15 protein-coding genes are annotated in these 15,412 nt (G+C 69.3%); 7 read left to right on the top strand and 8 right to left on the bottom strand.

Annotated elements, in window-relative coordinates; all coding sequences use genetic code 11:
- Positions 1 to 9 precede the first annotated feature (9 nt).
- Genes TSH64_RS10790 through fae form a run of 3 tightly spaced genes read left to right on the top strand, consistent with a single transcriptional unit; the run spans position 10 to position 2,383 of the window.
- On the top strand, positions 10 to 927 hold the full coding sequence (locus TSH64_RS10790; RefSeq protein ID WP_109096738.1) for a RimK family alpha-L-glutamate ligase: 918 nt from the start codon (positions 10 to 12) through the stop codon (positions 925 to 927).
- Positions 924 to 2,000 carry a triphosphoribosyl-dephospho-CoA synthase gene (locus TSH64_RS36280; RefSeq protein WP_247872864.1) on the top strand — a complete coding sequence of 359 codons (1,077 nt, stop codon included), beginning with the start codon at positions 924 to 926 and terminating at the stop codon, positions 1,998 to 2,000. The genes TSH64_RS10790 and TSH64_RS36280 overlap by 4 nt, the downstream gene beginning before the upstream one ends.
- Positions 1,895 to 2,383: a formaldehyde-activating enzyme gene (gene fae / locus TSH64_RS10780; protein WP_244592669.1), complete on the top strand. Its 489-nt coding sequence runs from the start codon at positions 1,895 to 1,897 to the stop codon at positions 2,381 to 2,383. Before TSH64_RS36280 ends, fae begins: the two co-directional genes overlap by 106 nt.
- Here the strand turns inward: fae and TSH64_RS10775 are convergent.
- A complete protein-coding gene (locus tag TSH64_RS10775) occupies positions 2,362 to 3,105 on the bottom strand; it encodes a HisA/HisF-related TIM barrel protein (RefSeq protein WP_109096736.1) in 744 nt (247 codons plus the stop codon). The two genes, fae and TSH64_RS10775, sit on opposite strands and share 22 nt — an antisense overlap.
- Here TSH64_RS10775 and TSH64_RS10770 point away from each other — a divergent pair.
- From TSH64_RS10770 to TSH64_RS10755, 4 genes are all read left to right on the top strand, one after another.
- Complete coding sequence (locus TSH64_RS10770; RefSeq protein ID WP_109096735.1) at positions 3,104 to 4,096, top strand: ATP-grasp domain-containing protein; 993 nt, start codon at positions 3,104 to 3,106, stop codon at positions 4,094 to 4,096. The two genes, TSH64_RS10775 and TSH64_RS10770, sit on opposite strands and share 2 nt — an antisense overlap.
- The gene (locus TSH64_RS10765) at positions 4,089 to 5,138 is read left to right on the top strand and encodes a hydantoinase/oxoprolinase family protein (RefSeq protein WP_247872863.1); all 1,050 of its coding nucleotides are present in this window, start codon (positions 4,089 to 4,091) and stop codon (positions 5,136 to 5,138) included. The genes TSH64_RS10770 and TSH64_RS10765 overlap by 8 nt, the downstream gene beginning before the upstream one ends.
- A 10-nt stretch (positions 5,139 to 5,148) precedes the next feature.
- Entirely contained in the window at positions 5,149 to 5,631 is a 483-nt protein-coding gene (locus TSH64_RS10760) for a GreA/GreB family elongation factor (protein WP_109096733.1), read from the top strand.
- 236 nt (positions 5,632 to 5,867) lie between these two features.
- Complete coding sequence (locus tag TSH64_RS10755) at positions 5,868 to 6,941, top strand: phosphorylcholine phosphatase (RefSeq protein ID WP_109096732.1); 1,074 nt, start codon at positions 5,868 to 5,870, stop codon at positions 6,939 to 6,941.
- A gap of 102 nt (positions 6,942 to 7,043) precedes the next feature.
- Here TSH64_RS10755 and pabB read toward each other — a convergent pair whose 3' ends face one another.
- The 7 genes from pabB to TSH64_RS10720 all read right to left on the bottom strand — a co-directional run bounded on the left by pabB (position 7,044) and on the right by TSH64_RS10720 (position 15,389).
- A complete protein-coding gene (gene pabB, locus TSH64_RS10750; protein ID WP_109096731.1) occupies positions 7,044 to 8,495 on the bottom strand; it encodes an aminodeoxychorismate synthase component I in 1,452 nt (483 codons plus the stop codon).
- Between the two features lie 3 nt (positions 8,496 to 8,498).
- Positions 8,499 to 9,095: a GNAT family N-acetyltransferase gene (locus TSH64_RS10745; protein WP_247873362.1), complete on the bottom strand. Its 597-nt coding sequence runs from the start codon at positions 9,093 to 9,095 to the stop codon at positions 8,499 to 8,501.
- A 122-nt stretch (positions 9,096 to 9,217) separates the two neighbouring features.
- Positions 9,218 to 10,102: a proline/glycine betaine ABC transporter permease gene (locus TSH64_RS10740; RefSeq protein WP_109096729.1), complete on the bottom strand. Its 885-nt coding sequence runs from the start codon at positions 10,100 to 10,102 to the stop codon at positions 9,218 to 9,220.
- 3 nt (positions 10,103 to 10,105) lie between these two features.
- Positions 10,106 to 11,389 (bottom strand): glycine betaine/L-proline ABC transporter ATP-binding protein ProV, encoded by a 1,284-nt coding sequence (gene proV, locus TSH64_RS10735; RefSeq protein WP_109096728.1) that lies wholly within the window; start codon positions 11,387 to 11,389, stop codon positions 10,106 to 10,108.
- Positions 11,390 to 11,456: 67 nt separating this feature from the next.
- The gene (locus TSH64_RS10730) at positions 11,457 to 12,254 is read right to left on the bottom strand and encodes an electron transfer flavoprotein subunit beta (protein ID WP_109096727.1); all 798 of its coding nucleotides are present in this window, start codon (positions 12,252 to 12,254) and stop codon (positions 11,457 to 11,459) included.
- Positions 12,247 to 13,476 carry an electron transfer flavoprotein subunit alpha/FixB family protein gene (locus TSH64_RS10725; RefSeq protein ID WP_109096726.1) on the bottom strand — a complete coding sequence of 410 codons (1,230 nt, stop codon included), beginning with the start codon at positions 13,474 to 13,476 and terminating at the stop codon, positions 12,247 to 12,249. Before TSH64_RS10725 ends, TSH64_RS10730 begins: the two co-directional genes overlap by 8 nt.
- A complete protein-coding gene (locus tag TSH64_RS10720; protein ID WP_109096725.1) occupies positions 13,473 to 15,389 on the bottom strand; it encodes a DUF3483 domain-containing protein in 1,917 nt (638 codons plus the stop codon). Before TSH64_RS10720 ends, TSH64_RS10725 begins: the two co-directional genes overlap by 4 nt.
- Positions 15,390 to 15,412: the final 23 nt, after the last annotated feature.

The raw sequence follows: 15,412 nt of genomic DNA, 5'->3' as shown, positions 1-15,412 counted from the left end.
GGCCGGGGCATGGGGCGGACCCGCATCGCCATCTTCGTGGACGGCGCCGACTGGCACACCCGGCGGCTGACCGCCGCCTTCGCCCGGCTTGGCGCGAAGGCGGTTCCGGTGTCGCTCAGCGTCTGCGGCTTCGGCCCGGAGGGGCCGGTGATTCCGGGCTTCGATGGCGGACTGCCCGACGCCTGTCTGGTCCGCACCATCTCCGCCGGCAGTTTCGAGCAGGTGACGCTGCGGCTTGGCGTGCTGCATGCGCTGGCCCATGGCGGGGTGCCGGTTGCCAACACTCCCGCGGCCATCGAACGCTGCGTCGACAAGAGCGCCACCGCCTACCGGCTGGTTGCGGCCGGGGTGCCGACCCCGCGCACCTGGAGCGTCGCCGATCCGGTCCAGGCCACCGCGATCCTGGCCGCCCTCCATGGCGAGGGACGGTCTGTGGTGCTGAAGCCGCTGTTCGGGTCGCAGGGCAAGGGGCTGCGCCGGCTCGATCCCGGCATGGCTCTGCCCGGTCCGGAGGAGGTCGCGGGTGTCTACCATTTGCAGGAGTATGTCGGTGCGGCCGATGGCGGCTGGTTCGACTGGCGCGTCTTCGTAGTGGACGGGCGTCCGCTCGCTGCCATGGTCCGCCAGGGCGACCACTGGATCACCAACGTCAAGCAGGGGGCTCGCTGCCATCCCGCCAGTCCGGGCGGCATGCTGGGCGATCTGGCGGTGGTCGCCGCCGCCGCCGTCGGCGCCGATTATGCCGGGGTGGATGTGATCCGTGCGCCCGACGGCCGCTTCCTGGTGCTGGAGGTCAACAGCATGCCGGCATGGCGTGGCTTGCAGGCGGTGACGCCGGTGGACGTGGCGCAGGCGCTGGCCGATCTCGTCCTGGCCCGTCTGGCATCGGCCTCACCGGTGCCGGCAGATGCGCGGAGGGTGGGATGAGCGCCCTGCTGCCGACCCCGCTCCACGATTGCCGGGCCTTGGTGGAGGAGGCGGTGTTAACCGCCTGCCGGCTGGAGTTGATGGCGCTTAAGCCCGGCAACGTCCACATCCATGCCGACGGCCATGGGATGAGCGTGGCGCAGTTCCTCGACAGTGCCGCCGCCATCGCCCCGATCCTCGCCACGCCGGGCCGCCGGGTGGGGGAGGCGATCCTGCATGCGGTCGCGGCGACGCAGGAAGTCGCCGGCTGCAACACCAATCTCGGCATCGTCCTGCTGCTGGCGCCGCTCGCCGCCGCGGCGCTGTGCCGTGACAAAGGGGAGCCGCTGCGGCTGAGGCTGGCGCGCGTGCTCGACCGGCTGAGCGTCGCCGATGCCGCCGACGCCTTCGCGGCCATCCGCCTGGCTCTGCCGGCCGGGCTGGGGGACGCCCGGCAGCATGACGTCGCCGAGGCCCCGCGTGTCGACCTGCGGGCCGCGATGACTGCGGCGGCCGGCCGCGACCTGATCGCCCGGCAGTACGCCACCGCCTTCGCCGACGTCTTCACCTTCGGCGTCGCGCGCGGACGCTCGGCCCTGCGTCGCGGCGCCAGTCCGGCGGAAGCGGCGAGCGCCATCCATCTGGGCTTCATGGCCCTGCACCCCGACACCCACATCGCCCGCAAGCATGGCGCGGCAGTGGCGGAGCGGGTGCGGGAGCAGGCGTTCCGGTTGGAACGTCGGCTATCCACCGGTTCTGCCTTTGGCGGACATCCGGCAACCGCCCACCGGCTTCTCGCTTTCGACCGCGCGCTGAAGCGCCGCGGCCTCAATCCGGGCACGTCCGCCGATCTGACGGTGGCCTGCCTGTTCGTGCTTCGGCTGGCCGGCGAGCTGCCGGCCGGACCGTGGCCGCCGGACGACAACCGGCGGACTCTGATCGAACCAACCATCGCAAGGGATGCGCAATGTCTAAGATCGACAAGGTTATGGTCGGCGAAGCTCTGGTCGGCGACGGCAACGAGGTCGCCCACATCGATCTCATCGTCGGCCCGCGCGGCAGCGCCGCCGAGACCGCCTTCTGCCAGACCCTGACCAACCAGAAGGAAGGGGTGAACGGCCTGCTGGCCGTGCTCGCGCCGAACCTGATGGTCAAGCCCTCGACCGTCATGTTCAACAAAGTGACGATCAAGAACGCCAAGCAGGCTGTGCAGATGTTCGGCCCGGCCCAGCGCGCCGTCGCCCTGGCGGTCGCTGAATGCGTCGAGGACGGAACCATTCCGGCGGACGAGGCAGACGACCTGTTCATCTCGGTCGGCGTCTTCATCCACTGGCAGGCGGAGGACGACCGCAAAATCCAGGACTACAACCACGAGGCCACCAAGCTGGCGCTCAAGCGCGCCATCGCCGGCAGCCCGACCGCCAAGGAGATGCTGGACGGCATGGCCGCCGCGGTTCACCCCTTCGCCGCCTCCTGACCGGCAACCGGCTGACCGGAGACGAAGCGGGCGAGCGTTCCGGCGTCGAGGCGCCGGTCGTGGAGTGCGCTGGCCACCAGCACGGCATCGGTTCCGTGCCGCGCCAGCGCCTCCAAGTCCGCCGCATCGCGCACCCCGCCGGCACCCCACACCCGGATCCCCGGGCGTCGGGCCGCCAGCGTGGCGATGCGGTCGAGGTCCGGCCCCTCGCCCGAGCCGACCCGGTCCAGCGTCATGGCGATCACCCGGGAGGGCCAGAGGCCGGTGTCCTCGTGCAAAGCCGCCGGACCCAGCGGCTCGCCCCGCCGGACATCCAGCGACAGCGCCACCCGGTCCCCGCCGGTCAGCGCCAGTGCCGTCTCCAGCGTCTTGCCGTCCGTCTGGCTTTCGCTGCCGATCACCAGATGGCGGATCCCGGCATCCAGCCAGCGGCGGCAATCGTCCACCGTCGCCAGCCCTGCATCGACCCAGAAGGCGACCTCCGGCCAGCGCGCCTGGAGAGCGGCGACGGTGGAGCGATGGTCGCCCTGCCCGGGGATCGCGTCGAGGTCGGCGACATAGCAGGCGCGGAAGGGTTGCAGCGCCAGCAGTGCCGCCACGATATCCTGCGGTGACGATCCTGCGGTCAGCGCGCTTTCGATGGGGCGGTAGCGGTCGCGCTCCCCCCGCTTGGCATGAACCACCTGCCCGCCCAGCAGGTCGATGACGGGAACGATGTCCATGGAGAACAGCCTTCGTCGGATTCTGGTCTGCGAGTATGTCACCGGCGGCGCGCTGTGCAACGGGCCGCTTCCGACCGACCTGATGGCGGAGGCCAACGCGATGGTCGCGGCCCTGGTCGGCGACCTGATCGCTCTGGATGGACTGCACGTCACGCTGTGCTGGGACAACCGCCTTTCCCCACCATCCTTTCCGCCGGAGCGGGTCGCCCTGTTCCCGGTGGCGCCGGGTGAGGAACCGGAGGCGCGCTGGCGAGCCGCGGCTGCCCTGTGCGATGTGGTCTGGCCGATTGCGCCGGAGACCGACGGGCTGCTGGGGCACGTGACCGCCCTGTTCCGCGACACCGGCCTGCCGGTGGTCGCCTGTGCGCCCGACGCCATCGCTCTGGCGTCGTCGAAGACGGCGACGGCGGCCCGGCTGGCCGCCCATGGCATCGCGACCGTTCCCACCGTCCCTTTCGGCGCACCACCGCCGCCTGCCGCCCGCCATGTGGTGAAACCGGACGACGGCGCCGGCTGCCTCGACACCTTCATCGTCGACGACATCGCCAATTGGAGGCCGCCGCACGCGGGCCGCTGGATCGTCCAGCCGCTGATCGAAGGCGAGGCGTGCAGCCTGTCCATGCTGGTCGATGGTGCCGGCGGCGTCAGGCTGCTCGGCTGCAACCGCCAGAAGGTGGAGCGTGGGAGCGGCAGCTTCTCCTTCCATGGCGTCGATGTCGGGGCGATGGAGCACCGCCGCGCCGCCTGGGAACCGCTGGCGCGTGCCATTGCCGCCGCGATCCCGGGCTTGCGCGGCTATGTCGCCGTGGACCTCATCGACCGGCCGGATGGCCCTGATGCGAACGGCCCGGTGGTGGTGGAGGTGAATCCGCGCCTGTCCGTCGGCTATTCCGGGCTGTCGCGGGTGCTGGGCTGGAACCCGGCAAGCGACATCCTGGTTCTGTTCCACACCAGATCGGCCGATGCCGGCCGGGAGGATGCGCATGCTTGACACCCGTGGAACGGCTCACAAAGGGATGGCGGTTATCGGCTGGGACATCGGCGGTGCCCATCTGAAGGCGGCCTGGGCTGAGGGTGGCCGGTTGCGCGATGCCGTGCAGGTGCCGTGCCGGCTCTGGCAAGGGCTGGGCGAGCTGGACACGGCGCTGTCCACAATGTTGGAACGTTTGCCGGTCGATGCCGACCATGTGGTGACGATGACGGGCGAACTGGTCGACCTGTTCGACGACCGCACCCAGGGCGTGCACACGCTGATCGACCGCATCGCCGCGGCCGTGCCGCCGGGGCGGCTGCGAGTCTATGCCGGACGGCGCGGGCTGCTGTCGCCGCAGGAGGCGCGCGGACAGGTGATGGACGTGGCCTCGGCCAACTGGATGGCGACCGCTGCCGTGATCGCGCGGCGCCTGCCGGCGGCGCTGCTGATCGACATGGGCAGCACCACCACCGACATCGTGCCGGTGTGCGACGGCGCGGTGGTGGCGCGCGGCGTCACCGATCATGACCGGATGGCGGTGGAGGAACTGCTCTATACCGGGCTGACCCGCACGGCGGTGATGGCGATGGAGCGCACCGCCCTGGTCGCTGGCGAGCGGTTGCCGATGATGGCCGAGTATTTCGCCACCAGCGCCGACCTCTACCGCGTGCTGGGCCGGCTGGACGAGGCTGCGGACCAACACCCGGCGGCTGACAACGGAGCCAAGACGGTCGAGGCCAGCCTGCGCCGTTTGGCCCGCATGGTCGGCCATGATGCCGGCGATTACGATCCGGCGGTCTGGCGGGCCATGGCCGGCGATCTGGTCGAACGCCAGCTGCGCTGCATCCATGATGCCGCCTCGCGGGTGCTGTCCGCCGGTGCGCCGCCCCTGCCGCAGGATGCGCCCGTGGTCGGGGCCGGTGTCGGGCGTGCCGTGGTGACGGAGGTGGCCGCCCGGCTTGGCCGCCCCTGCGTGGATTTCTGCGATGTAGTGGGTGCCCCCGGTCAGGGTTGGGTCGCAAGCTGCGCTCCCGCCGCGGCCATGGCGCTGCTGGGCTGAGGGAACCGGGATGAGCCGCGCCTTCGTCAAGGAAAGCGATGCCGAGACCGAGGGGCCGCTGCCCCAGGTCAACGGGCCGCTGCATGTGTCCGCCGCCACCGTCGCCACTTGGCAGGAGGAACTTGCCGCGGCCGACGCCGAGGTCGCGCAGTTGCGCGGCTCGGATGCACCGGAGGACCGGCAGGCGATGAGCAGCGCCAAGCGGCGCGCCGACCTGTTGCGCGCCCGGCTGGCCGCCGCCGTGGTGGTGCGCCCATCCGGCCCGGCTGAGGAAGCCGGCTTCGGCTCCGTCGTCGTCGCCGAGGATGAGACCGGGCGCCGGTGGACCTTCACACTGGTCGGCGGGGAAGAGGCCGACCCCGCTGACGGCCGCATCAGCTGGCAATCCCCGTTGGGCGAGGCGCTGGTCGGCGGACGGGTCGGCGACGTGGTGGAATGGCCGCGCCGGGGTAAAGCCCTGTCTCTGACCATCCGTTCGGTCTCTCCGAACTGATCGTTCGCAGATGTTTCAAGAAATTCTTCTGTATAGACGACAAGTTCAGGCCAATCTGCGACGGAATTTCAAAATTAGATTCAGTGGACATCTGTAATTAATCTGTCATAAACTGTGTCTCTCAACTGAAAAAACTTGGGAAGTTCGGGATAATTCCCAGAACAACCGGCGTCACTTTAACACAGTGGCTCCGGTCTTAAAAAATCATGTCTTTGAACAGGGAAGAGAGGGCACAGATGAAGACACTTTTCCGCTCCGCGCTGCTCGCGGGCATGGTCGCGATGGCTCCGATGACCGCCATGGCCCAATCCGGCTCACCCCAATCGCTCGCACATTGGCCGGCGGAGGCGGCGACAAGCCTCAAGGCGCTGGCGTTTGCCAATGCCAACAAAGGCGCCTATGCGGTGTTCGATGCCGACAACACGCTGTACCGCTACGACCTTGAGGAATCCCTGCTGCCTTATCTGGAGCGCAAGGGCGTTTTGTCGCGCGAGAGCATGGATCCGTCCTTGAAGATCATCCCGTTCAAGGACGTGAACGGGCACAAGGAAAGCCTCAACAGCTACTATTACCGGCTGTGCGAGATCGACGATCAGGTCTGTTATCCGTGGGTCGCGCAGATTTTCTCCGGTTTCACCCTGACCCAATTGAAGGGCTTCGTCGACGAGATGCTGGCCGACGGCAAGCCGATCACCGCCACCTATTACGACGGCGACGCGGTCAAGACGGTCGAGGTCAGCCCGCCCAAATTCTACACCGGCCAGCAGGAACTGGTGAACCATCTGACCGCCAACGGGATCGATGTCTATGTGGTGACCGCCGCCAGCGAGGAACTGGTCCGGATGGTCGTGTCGGATCCGAAATACGGATACAACGTCAAGCCGCAGAATGTCATCGGCGTGACCATGCTGCTGAAGAACCGCGCGACCGGCGAGGTGACCACGGCACGCAAGCTGATCGCCGAGGGGAAATACGACTGGGCAAAGACGATGGACCTGGAACTCGGCACCTATCTGTGGGCGCCGCTGACCTGGTTCGCCGGCAAGCACGCGGCGATCATCACCTACATCGACCAATGGAAGAAGCCGGTGCTGGTGGCGGGAGACACGCCGACCAGCGACGGCTACATGCTGCTCCATTCCACCGACGCCGCGAATGGCGGCTTGCGGGTCTGGGTCAACCGCAAGGACAAGTATATGAAGCAGATCAAGCAGATGTGGGAAACCGCCGCCGCGGGCCAAGCGGCCCAGAACCTGCCGGTCCTCGCCGACCGGAACTGGGTCGTCGTCCAGCCGAACGATATCCAGTGACATCGGCGGCCCTTGCCCGCCATCTCCCAAAACAGGAAGGCCCCGACCGTTGAACCGGCCGGGGCCTTCGTTTTTCCAGTGCCCACGCCGGTCGTCGCCGGCTCAGCCGCCATCCAGCGCGCGCAGCAGCGGGCGGATTTTCACCATCATCTCATCATGCTCGCCGCCGGGATCGGAATCGGCGACGATGCCGCCGCCGGCCTGTGCGATGACGCGGTCGGGCGTGACGGTCAGCGTGCGGATGACGATGCTGCTGTCCATCGCCCTGTCGAAGCCGATCCAGGCCACCGATCCGCAATAGGCGCCGCGCCTAGAGGCTTCCAGCTCGTCGATGATTTCCATGGCGCGTATCTTGGGCGCGCCGGTGATCGAGCCGCCGGGGAAGGTGGCGCGCAGCAGATCGACCGGCCCCAGCCCCGGCTTCAGTTGTCCTTCGATCACCGACACCAGATGATGGACGGAGGCGAAGCGCTCCACTCCGCACAGGACCGGCACCCTGACGCTGCCGATGCGTGCCACGCGGCCGATGTCGTTGCGCAGCAGGTCGGTGATCATCAGGTTCTCGGCCCGGTCCTTGATGCTGTGTTCAAGCTCGCGGGCGAGCGCATCGTCTTCCTCCGCCGTGGCGCCGCGCGGGCGGGTTCCCTTGATCGGACGGGTTTCCATGCGGCCGTCGGCGTCGAGCCGGATGAAGCGCTCCGGCGAGGCGCTGGCCAGACCGGTGCCGCCGGGCAGCGACAGGCACGCCGCGAAGGGGGCGGGGCTACGCGTCAGCAGGCGGCGGTAGAGGTCGAGCACCGACAGCTCCGCCGGCCGGTCGGCCAGGAAGCGCCCGGTGAAGTTGGCCTGGAAGATGTCGCCCGCGCAGATGTACTCCAGCACCCGCTCCACCCGGCGGCAATACTCGTCGCGCGCGATCTCGGGCCGCCAGGGCGCGGTGGCCGGGTTGGGCGGCGGCAAATCGTCGGGCGCCGCTGCCAGCGCATCGGCAAAGGACTGAAGGCGGTTTGCCGCTCTGAGGCGGCGATGGACCGGGCTGCGTTCGGGGAAGCCATTGGACAGAATCCAACCGCGCCGCTCCCGTTCATCGAACACGATGACCGTGTCGTAGAAACCGAAAGCCATGTCGGGCAGGCCGCTGTCGTCGCCATGCCGTGCCGGCAGCCGTTCCAGCACCTGTCCCAACTCATAGCCGAGGAAGCCGACGGCGCCACCGGCGAAGGGAACGGGCAGGCCGGCGGGAAGGGGTAGGCGATGGGCGCCCAGTTCCCGTTCGAGCACCGTGAACGGATCGCCAGTAACCGGTTCGCCATCCACCGTGACGAAGCCGCCGCGCGCTTCGACCGTTCGGAAGGGATCGACGGCGACGATGCTCCACCGGCCCCGGCCGCCCGCTTCCGCGGCGCTGTGCAGAAGTGTGGCGAAAGGCTGGCCGGACCAGGGCGCGAAGGCGGCGACCGGATCGCGGTAGGGAATGTCGCGGATCAGCAACGGGCACTCGTCGCCCGCGCTCTCCCCCGTGGGGAGGTCGAAGACAAGGCCGTCATGCGGCATGCGTCATGCTCCGGTGCCAGGGAGGAGGGATTTGACCCAGAAGCGAAGGGGTTTGGCGGTTTCCTCCCGGTCGCAGGAGTCGCACCAGGACAGGGTGCCGCCGATGTCCGGCTCCAGCCGGTAGCCAAGCCGCCGCCATGCGGCATCCGGCGTCCGGTAGGTTTTCGGGCGGCGGGGATGGTCGGTGGAACGCACGATCTCACCGAAGGCGGCGGAGGCGAAACGGCCATCGACGCGGATATGGGATTCGCCGATCTCGAGCAGGGCTGTCCCGACACCCCGCCCGCGGTGTGAGGGCAGGACCACCACCTCGCCGAAATAGAAGATCGCGCCCGGGTCGCGGCCGGCATGGGTGAAGGGATCGCTCAAGGCGTCCAGTTCCTGGTCGAGCGGCGCACCGGTGACGGCCGCGACCATGCGGTTGCGGTCGAAGGCGGCGAGGATGAGCCCGCCCGGCAGGCTGCCGAGATCGGAGAGATACAGCTCCTCATACGCTGCCGATCCGCGATAGAGGTAGGGGAATTCGCCCAGCACCGCCAGCCGCAGGGTGGCCAACTCCTCCAGCCGGTCGGCCAGGGCGACGCCGGCCAACCGCTCCACCTGCATCCCGCTCGGCCCTGTGCGACCCTCCTGTGCATCGGCATGCGGCCGCCGCCCGTGAGGAGGCAGGGGCCGCGCCGGAAGAGCGGCGGCGGAGCCCCCTTCCGGAAGAGCCCCCGGGCTCACCGTGCCGGCACCGGCAGGAACCGGCGCAGGAACGCGAAGCGTACCGGGCGCGGAGCGGCGGCGGTCTGGCCGAAGCTCTGGGTGATGCGGTCGAGGATGATCGCCAGCAGAACGACGCTGAGCCCGCTTTCGAAGCCAAGCGCGATGTCCAGCCGCTGGATCCCCTGCAGCACGACATTGCCCAGGCCGCCGGCGCCGATCATCGAGGCGATGACGATCATCGACAGCGCCATCATCATGGTCTGGTTCACCCCGGCCATGATCGAGGGCAGGGCGTTCGGCAGCTGTACCTTGAACAGAAGCTGGCGGTCATGGCAGCCGAAGGCCTTGCCGGCCTCCACGATCTCGGCCGGAACCTGCTGGATGCCGAGCGACGTCAGCCGCACGGCCGGCGGCATGGCAAAGATCACGGTGGCGAGGATGCCCGGCACCCGGCCCAGACCGAAGAACATCACTGCCGGGATCAGATAGACGAAGGCCGGCATGGTCTGCATGAAGTCCAGCGTGGTGCGGACGATGCTTTCGACCACGCGGTTGCGCGCCATCCAGACGCCCAGCGGCACGCCGACCAGCAGGCTGAGCAGGGTGGCGGTCAGGACCAGACCCAGGGTGGAGGCGGTCTCCGTCCACAGCCCCATGCCGGCGATCAGCGACAGGGCGGCGACCGTGAAGACGGCGAAGCCGGTGCCGACGCGCCACAGGGACGTCGCGACGATCAGCCCGATCAGCAGCCAGGCGGGTGCTCCCACCAGCACGAAGTCGATGGCGGCGCCGAAGCCGTTCACCACCGTCGCGATCGCGTCGAAGGTCGGCTGGAAATGGTCGAGCATGAAGGTGACCAGTTCCTCGACCCATTTGCCGATTCTGATTTCAAAATCCATCGGTCAATCCCCCCGAACCAAGGTGTGGAGCATGAGGGCGCGCGAGATGGCGCCGAGGAAATTGTCGTCGTCGTCGACGACCGGTACCGGCCATTCGCTGTCGGCGACCAGGGCGAGCAGGGAATGGATCGGCGCCGCGGCGTTGACCGTGCGGACGCCGGGCAGGAAGGCATTGACGAAGCGCGGCTGCGGTCCGTTCAGCTCGCGTTCCAGCGTCGCCCGCGAGACGATGCCTTCGAAGTGGCCCTCCGGGGTGCGGACATAACCGAAATTGTGGTTGTTCTCGCGCAGCTGCTGCAAGGCAGGAGCCAGTTCGCCGGGCAGGCGGATGACAGTGTTGGTCGCCTCGAACCGCGCCACGTCGCCGGCCCGCAGCACCTTGGAGGCATCGACGTTGCGGAAGAAGGAGCGGACGTAGTCGTCGGCCGGACGGCTCAGGATCTCATAAGGCGTGCCGACCTGGACGATGCGCCCGCCCTCCATGATGGCGATGCGGTCGCCAATGCGCATGGCCTCGTCGAGGTCGTGGGAGATGAAGACGATGGTGCGCTGCTGTTCGCGCTGCAGACGCAGAAGCTCGTCCTGCATCTCGGTGCGGATCAGCGGGTCCAGCGCGGAGAAGGCCTCGTCCATCAGCAGGATGGTCGGGTCGTTCGCCAGCGCGCGGGCAAGGCCGACGCGCTGCTGCATGCCGCCCGACATCTCGCGCGGGTAGCGGTGGGCGTAGGTGCCCAGCCCCACCTGCTCCAGCGCCTGCTGGGCCGCCTTGTGGCGTTCCGCCTTGGAGGCGCCGGAGATTTCCAGGCCGAAGGCGGCGTTGTCCAGCGCAGTCAGGTGCGGCATCAAGGCGAAGGACTGGAAGACCATGCCCATGTTGCGGCGGCGGGCCTGGATCAGCTCGGCCTTCGACATGCTGACCAGATCCTTGCCGTCGAGCAGGATTTCGCCGCTGCTGGGCTCGATCAGCCGGTTCAGCAGGCGGATCATGGTGGATTTGCCGGATCCCGACAGCCCCATGATGACGAAAATCTCGCCGGCGCGGACCTGAAAGCTGGCGTCGAGGACACCGACATTGACGTTCAGCTTTTCAAGAACCTCCGCCTTGCTGGCGCCCTGGCGCAGCATCGACAGGGCGGGCTTCGGATCGGCGGAGAAGACCTTGTAGACGTTCCGCACCTCCAGCCGGACCGCCGCATCCTCGCCGATGCCCGTCCTGGCCGCTCCGCGGGGAAAGCCCAGACTGCCGGGACCGCCGACCGAAACCGCGCTTCGCATCATCGTGTTCATCGGCGTGCCTCCCCCGGGTTGGCGACAGCGTGACCTGTGGTACTGGGAGGGTCGTTTTGCATGGTTTTCATGGAAGCATTCCCTGTTCGACAAGGCTGTCGTAGATGGCCAGCGCCCCCGCTTCAGCTGTCGGGTTGACCAGCAGTTGGCCCATTCCGCTCTTGCTCTCGGTCGCCGCCTTCAGCCGGTCCAGGGCCGAACCGCCGCGCTTCACGCGCATCAGCCTGGGCTTCGGGCGCCACGGCCGATGCTCGCACTCCGACAGGAAGAGATCGGCGGTCGCCTCAACCGTCACCGGTTCGATGACGCCGCGCCGCGCCGGGCCGAAGGCCGAGGCGCGGGCGGACGCGGCGGATGGATGGACGGTCGCCACAAAGCGGCCGGTGACGCTCAGCGCCCGCCGCTGTCCGCGCGGCAGCGCCTGGACGATGGCCGACTTGCCCGGCGTGGCGTCGGAAGTATCGGCCGGGCCGACCCGAACCACATCGGGAACCACGGCGGCGTCGAGGCCGCGGGCGATCAGATAGGGCAGCATGCCGCTGCCCTCGCCATCCTCCGCCTGCCTCCCGGTCAGGACCAGCGACGGGGCGAGACGGCGCAGGTGGGCGATCAGCGGCTCTACCGGATCGCTTCCCTCCGGCAGGACCAGCAGCGTCAGCCGCTTCAGCCCCATGCCGAGATAGTCGCGCAAAGCCTCGGCATCGGCGGCCGCCCCGGCATGGATCGCCGTCAGCCGCTGCGGACGCAGCGACAGCGCCATTTCCAGCGCCTGCGCGTCGGTGGCGGCGCGGCGGGCACGGCCGGAGACGGGGTGGCGGCCGATGGACAGCAGGACTGCAATATCGGTCGTGGCGGCTTCAGTCATGGCGGCGCTCCCGGATCAGCCGGATCAGGGCGGGCATGACCGCTTGCGCATCGGCGACGACGGACAGGTCGGCGCGCTTGATCATCTCGGCATGGAGGTCGGTGTTGACGGCGATCACATGGCGGACACCGGTGATGCCCTGAAGATGCTGCGGCGCGCCGGCAATGCCGAAGGCGAGGTAGCAGCGGGCGCTGACAACGGTGCCGGAGGCGCCGACCTGCCGTTCGCGCGGCAGATGGCCGGCATCGCAGACCACACGGCTGCCGGCGCGGGTGGCACCCAGCGCCTCGCCCAGATCGGCGAAGCTGTGCCAGTCGGTCACGCCATTGCCGGCACTGAGGATGAAGTCGGTCTCCGACAGGGACAGGGCGTCGGGATCGACGGCCAGCCGGCGGACGCCGCCCAGGCGGGGTAGGACCTCCTCTGCGGCCACCGACGAAGTTTCAAGGTCGAGCGGCCGGGCCTCGTGCCGCACGCCGTCGAGCGGGGCGAAGGCGTCGGCGGCGACCGTCATCAGCCGGGTGGGGCGGTGTGCGGTCTCCAGCGAACCGCCGGCCGACTGGCGGGTCGCGCGGTCGGGGCCGAGGCTTTGCACGCTGGTGAACAGCCGCTCTCCCGCCGCCGCGGCGAGGCGCCGCGCCACGTCGGCGCCGTCCGGGCTGTCCGGGAACAGGATATGGCGGGGCGACAATGCGGTCATCAGTGCGGAAGCAGCGGCGGCGCGCCGTTCCGGCACGTAATCTTCGGCCCAGTGGTTGGGCAGGGCGACATGGCGGTCGGAGCCGGCCTCGGCCAGCGCCTCGCCGGAACCGGTGCAGACGGTCACGACAGCACCGCCCCCCGCATCGGCGAGCAGGCGGGCGGCGGCGATGACCTGCCGGTCATGCTCGCCGATCTCGCCGCCGGGGCGGTCGAGCATGGCGATAACCAGATAGGCCGGCTCGGCGATCACCTTCAGCGGGATCATGGGAGCGGCGGCTATGGCGATGCCGACAGTTGCGGCGGTGGTGGGCGAAGTGGCGTCGCGCGTCCAGTCGTAGCGCGGGCGCGGCTGGCTCTGCACTAATGCGGCAGAGCGAAGGGCGCGCGGATCGCGGCGGCGCTCGTTGACGGCCGCAACGACCGGTTGGCGCAGCAGGCGCGGACGTTGGCCGGTCAGGATCGTGCGGGCGGCGCGCTCGGCTCGGGGATCGACACGGCGGCGGATTTGGGTGGTGGTCATCGGGTGGTCTCCGTCGCGGCGAGCACCAGCTCGGCGATCTCCGCCACCTCCGGCCGGGGACCGACGACGCCTTCCAGCATCAGGGCGCAGTTGGGGCAGGCGACGGCGACCAGCGAGGCACCGGTTTCGCGGGCATGCTCCATGCGGACGTCGGGGATGCGGCGCTCGCCCGACACGTCGGTCAGCGGGGCGCCGCCGCCGCCGCCACAGCAGCTCGACCGCAGGCCAGCGCGCAGCATTTCCCGGCGCTCCACGCCGATGGCATCGAGCAGGGCGCGCGGCGCCTCGATCTCTCCGTTGTAGCGGCCGAGATAGCAGGGGTCGTGGAAGGTGACGCTGCGCCCGACCGGCTTGGTCACCGTCAGCGCGCCGGCGGTGATCAGGTCCAGCAGAAGGGCGGTGTGGTGGACGACGGTCCAACTGCCGCCGAAGGCCGGATATTCGTTGCGCAGCGTGTGCAGAGCGTGGGGATCGGCGGTGACGATGCGATTGAGGCGGCGGGCGTTCAGCGTTGCAACGTTGCGGGTCGCCAGTGACTGGAAGGTCGCTTCGTCGCCCAGCCGGCGTGCCACGTCGCCGCAATCCAGCTCCTCCTCGCCCAGCACGGCGAAGTCCACCCCGGCGCGGCGCAGCAGAACAACCAGCGCCCGCAACGAGCGCTGGACCCGCAGGTCGAAGGCACCGTCTCCCACCCACAGCAGCATGTCGCACGACCCGCCGGCCGCCAGCCGGGGCAGCGACAGGTCGGCCGCCCAATCCCAGCGCCGGGTGAGCGCACGGCCGCCGGGATTGTCGGTGGCGCGCAGTTCCTCCAGCATGACGGCGGCCTTGCCGGGAGTGGCCCCCAACTCCAGCGTCTGGAAGCGGCGCAGATCGACGACGGCATCCACATGCTCGATCATCATCGGGCATTCCTGCACGCAGGCGCGGCAGGTGGTGCAGGACCACAGCGTGTCGGGATGGATCATCGCGTCATACCCGACCAGCGGCAGCGCCGCCCCGCCATGGGCCTTGCCAACGCCGCGGCCGGGATGGGGATTGCCGGCATAGGCGGCGTCGCTGGCCTGTCCGTCCATGGCGGCGACCAGATCCTGGACCAGCTTCTTCGGGTTCAGCGGCAGGCCGGCGGCGTAGGCCGGGCAGGCCGTCTCGCAGCGCCCGCACTGGACGCAGGCGTCGAAACCGAGCAGGCGATTCCAGGCGAAATCGACGGGACGCTCGACGCCTAGCGTGCCCGGCTCAGTCTCATCTGCCGGAGCGAGCGGCAGCGGCTTCAGCCCGGTGTCACGGCCTGCGCCATCATGAAAACGGGCCGGGCGGGGATGGAAGGCGAGATGCAGCGCTCCGTGCACCGCATGCTTCAGCGGCCCCTTCCACACGCCCCACACCAGATCGGACAGCGCCACCCCGGCAGCCGCGACCAACACCAGCGCCAGCGCCTCCGGCATCACACCGCCCAGCGCCTGGTCGAGCGCCACCAGCAGCAGGCAGCCGGAAAACCCCAGAAGCGACAGGGGAAGGCGGGCGAAGCGCCCCTGAGACAGCTCGCGCGGGCGCAAGACCCGGCGGCGATACCGGACCATCAGGGCGCCGGCCAGCATGACCGCCAGCACCACCGCCAGCAGCAGCCAGAGCGCGCGCGATCCACCGAAGGCGACGCCCATCGCCACCAGCAGCGCCAGCGCCGCGAGGAAACCGCCAGCGACCAGCGCATGGAAGCGGGCGTTGAACGGCGTCCGCCCCACGACATGGTGGACATCGACCAGATAGCGGCCGGGGAGGGCGCGCAACCCGGCGACCACGCCAACCGCCGCCGGCCGTCCGGCCAGCCAGCGCCGCGACTGCCAGACGGCCAATGCCGCGCCGATGGCGAGGACGGCAAGGACGACGGTGGTGAGAGCGGTGGCGATCACGTCGGACGGCTCCTGTCGCTTGG

This window comes from Azospirillum sp. TSH64, from assembly GCF_003116035.1.
In the GTDB taxonomy this organism is placed as follows: domain Bacteria; phylum Pseudomonadota; class Alphaproteobacteria; order Azospirillales; family Azospirillaceae; genus Azospirillum.
The sequence above is the reverse complement of the archived record's forward strand: the minus strand, read 5'-3'. Positions and strand labels throughout refer to the sequence as shown.

What these genes read in the sequence shown, in the direction of transcription:
- TSH64_RS10790 (WP_109096738.1), top strand. Translation starts at nt 10, where the DNA reads ATGGGGCGGACCCGCATCGCCATCTTCGTGGACGGCGCCGACTGGCAC.
- TSH64_RS36280 (WP_247872864.1), top strand. Translation starts at nt 924, where the DNA reads ATGAGCGCCCTGCTGCCGACCCCGCTCCACGATTGCCGGGCCTTGGTG.
- fae (WP_244592669.1), top strand. Translation starts at nt 1,895, where the DNA reads ATGGTCGGCGAAGCTCTGGTCGGCGACGGCAACGAGGTCGCCCACATC.
- TSH64_RS10770 (WP_109096735.1), top strand. Translation starts at nt 3,104, where the DNA reads ATGGAGAACAGCCTTCGTCGGATTCTGGTCTGCGAGTATGTCACCGGC.
- TSH64_RS10775 (WP_109096736.1), bottom strand. Translation starts at nt 3,105, where the DNA reads ATGGACATCGTTCCCGTCATCGACCTGCTGGGCGGGCAGGTGGTTCAT.
- TSH64_RS10765 (WP_247872863.1), top strand. Translation starts at nt 4,089, where the DNA reads ATGCTTGACACCCGTGGAACGGCTCACAAAGGGATGGCGGTTATCGGC.
- TSH64_RS10760 (WP_109096733.1), top strand. Translation starts at nt 5,149, where the DNA reads ATGAGCCGCGCCTTCGTCAAGGAAAGCGATGCCGAGACCGAGGGGCCG.
- TSH64_RS10755 (WP_109096732.1), top strand. Translation starts at nt 5,868, where the DNA reads ATGAAGACACTTTTCCGCTCCGCGCTGCTCGCGGGCATGGTCGCGATG.
- pabB (WP_109096731.1), bottom strand. Translation starts at nt 8,495, where the DNA reads ATGCCGCATGACGGCCTTGTCTTCGACCTCCCCACGGGGGAGAGCGCG.
- TSH64_RS10740 (WP_109096729.1), bottom strand. Translation starts at nt 10,102, where the DNA reads ATGGATTTTGAAATCAGAATCGGCAAATGGGTCGAGGAACTGGTCACC.
- proV (WP_109096728.1), bottom strand. Translation starts at nt 11,389, where the DNA reads ATGAACACGATGATGCGAAGCGCGGTTTCGGTCGGCGGTCCCGGCAGT.
- TSH64_RS10730 (WP_109096727.1), bottom strand. Translation starts at nt 12,254, where the DNA reads ATGACTGAAGCCGCCACGACCGATATTGCAGTCCTGCTGTCCATCGGC.
- TSH64_RS10725 (WP_109096726.1), bottom strand. Translation starts at nt 13,476, where the DNA reads ATGACCACCACCCAAATCCGCCGCCGTGTCGATCCCCGAGCCGAGCGC.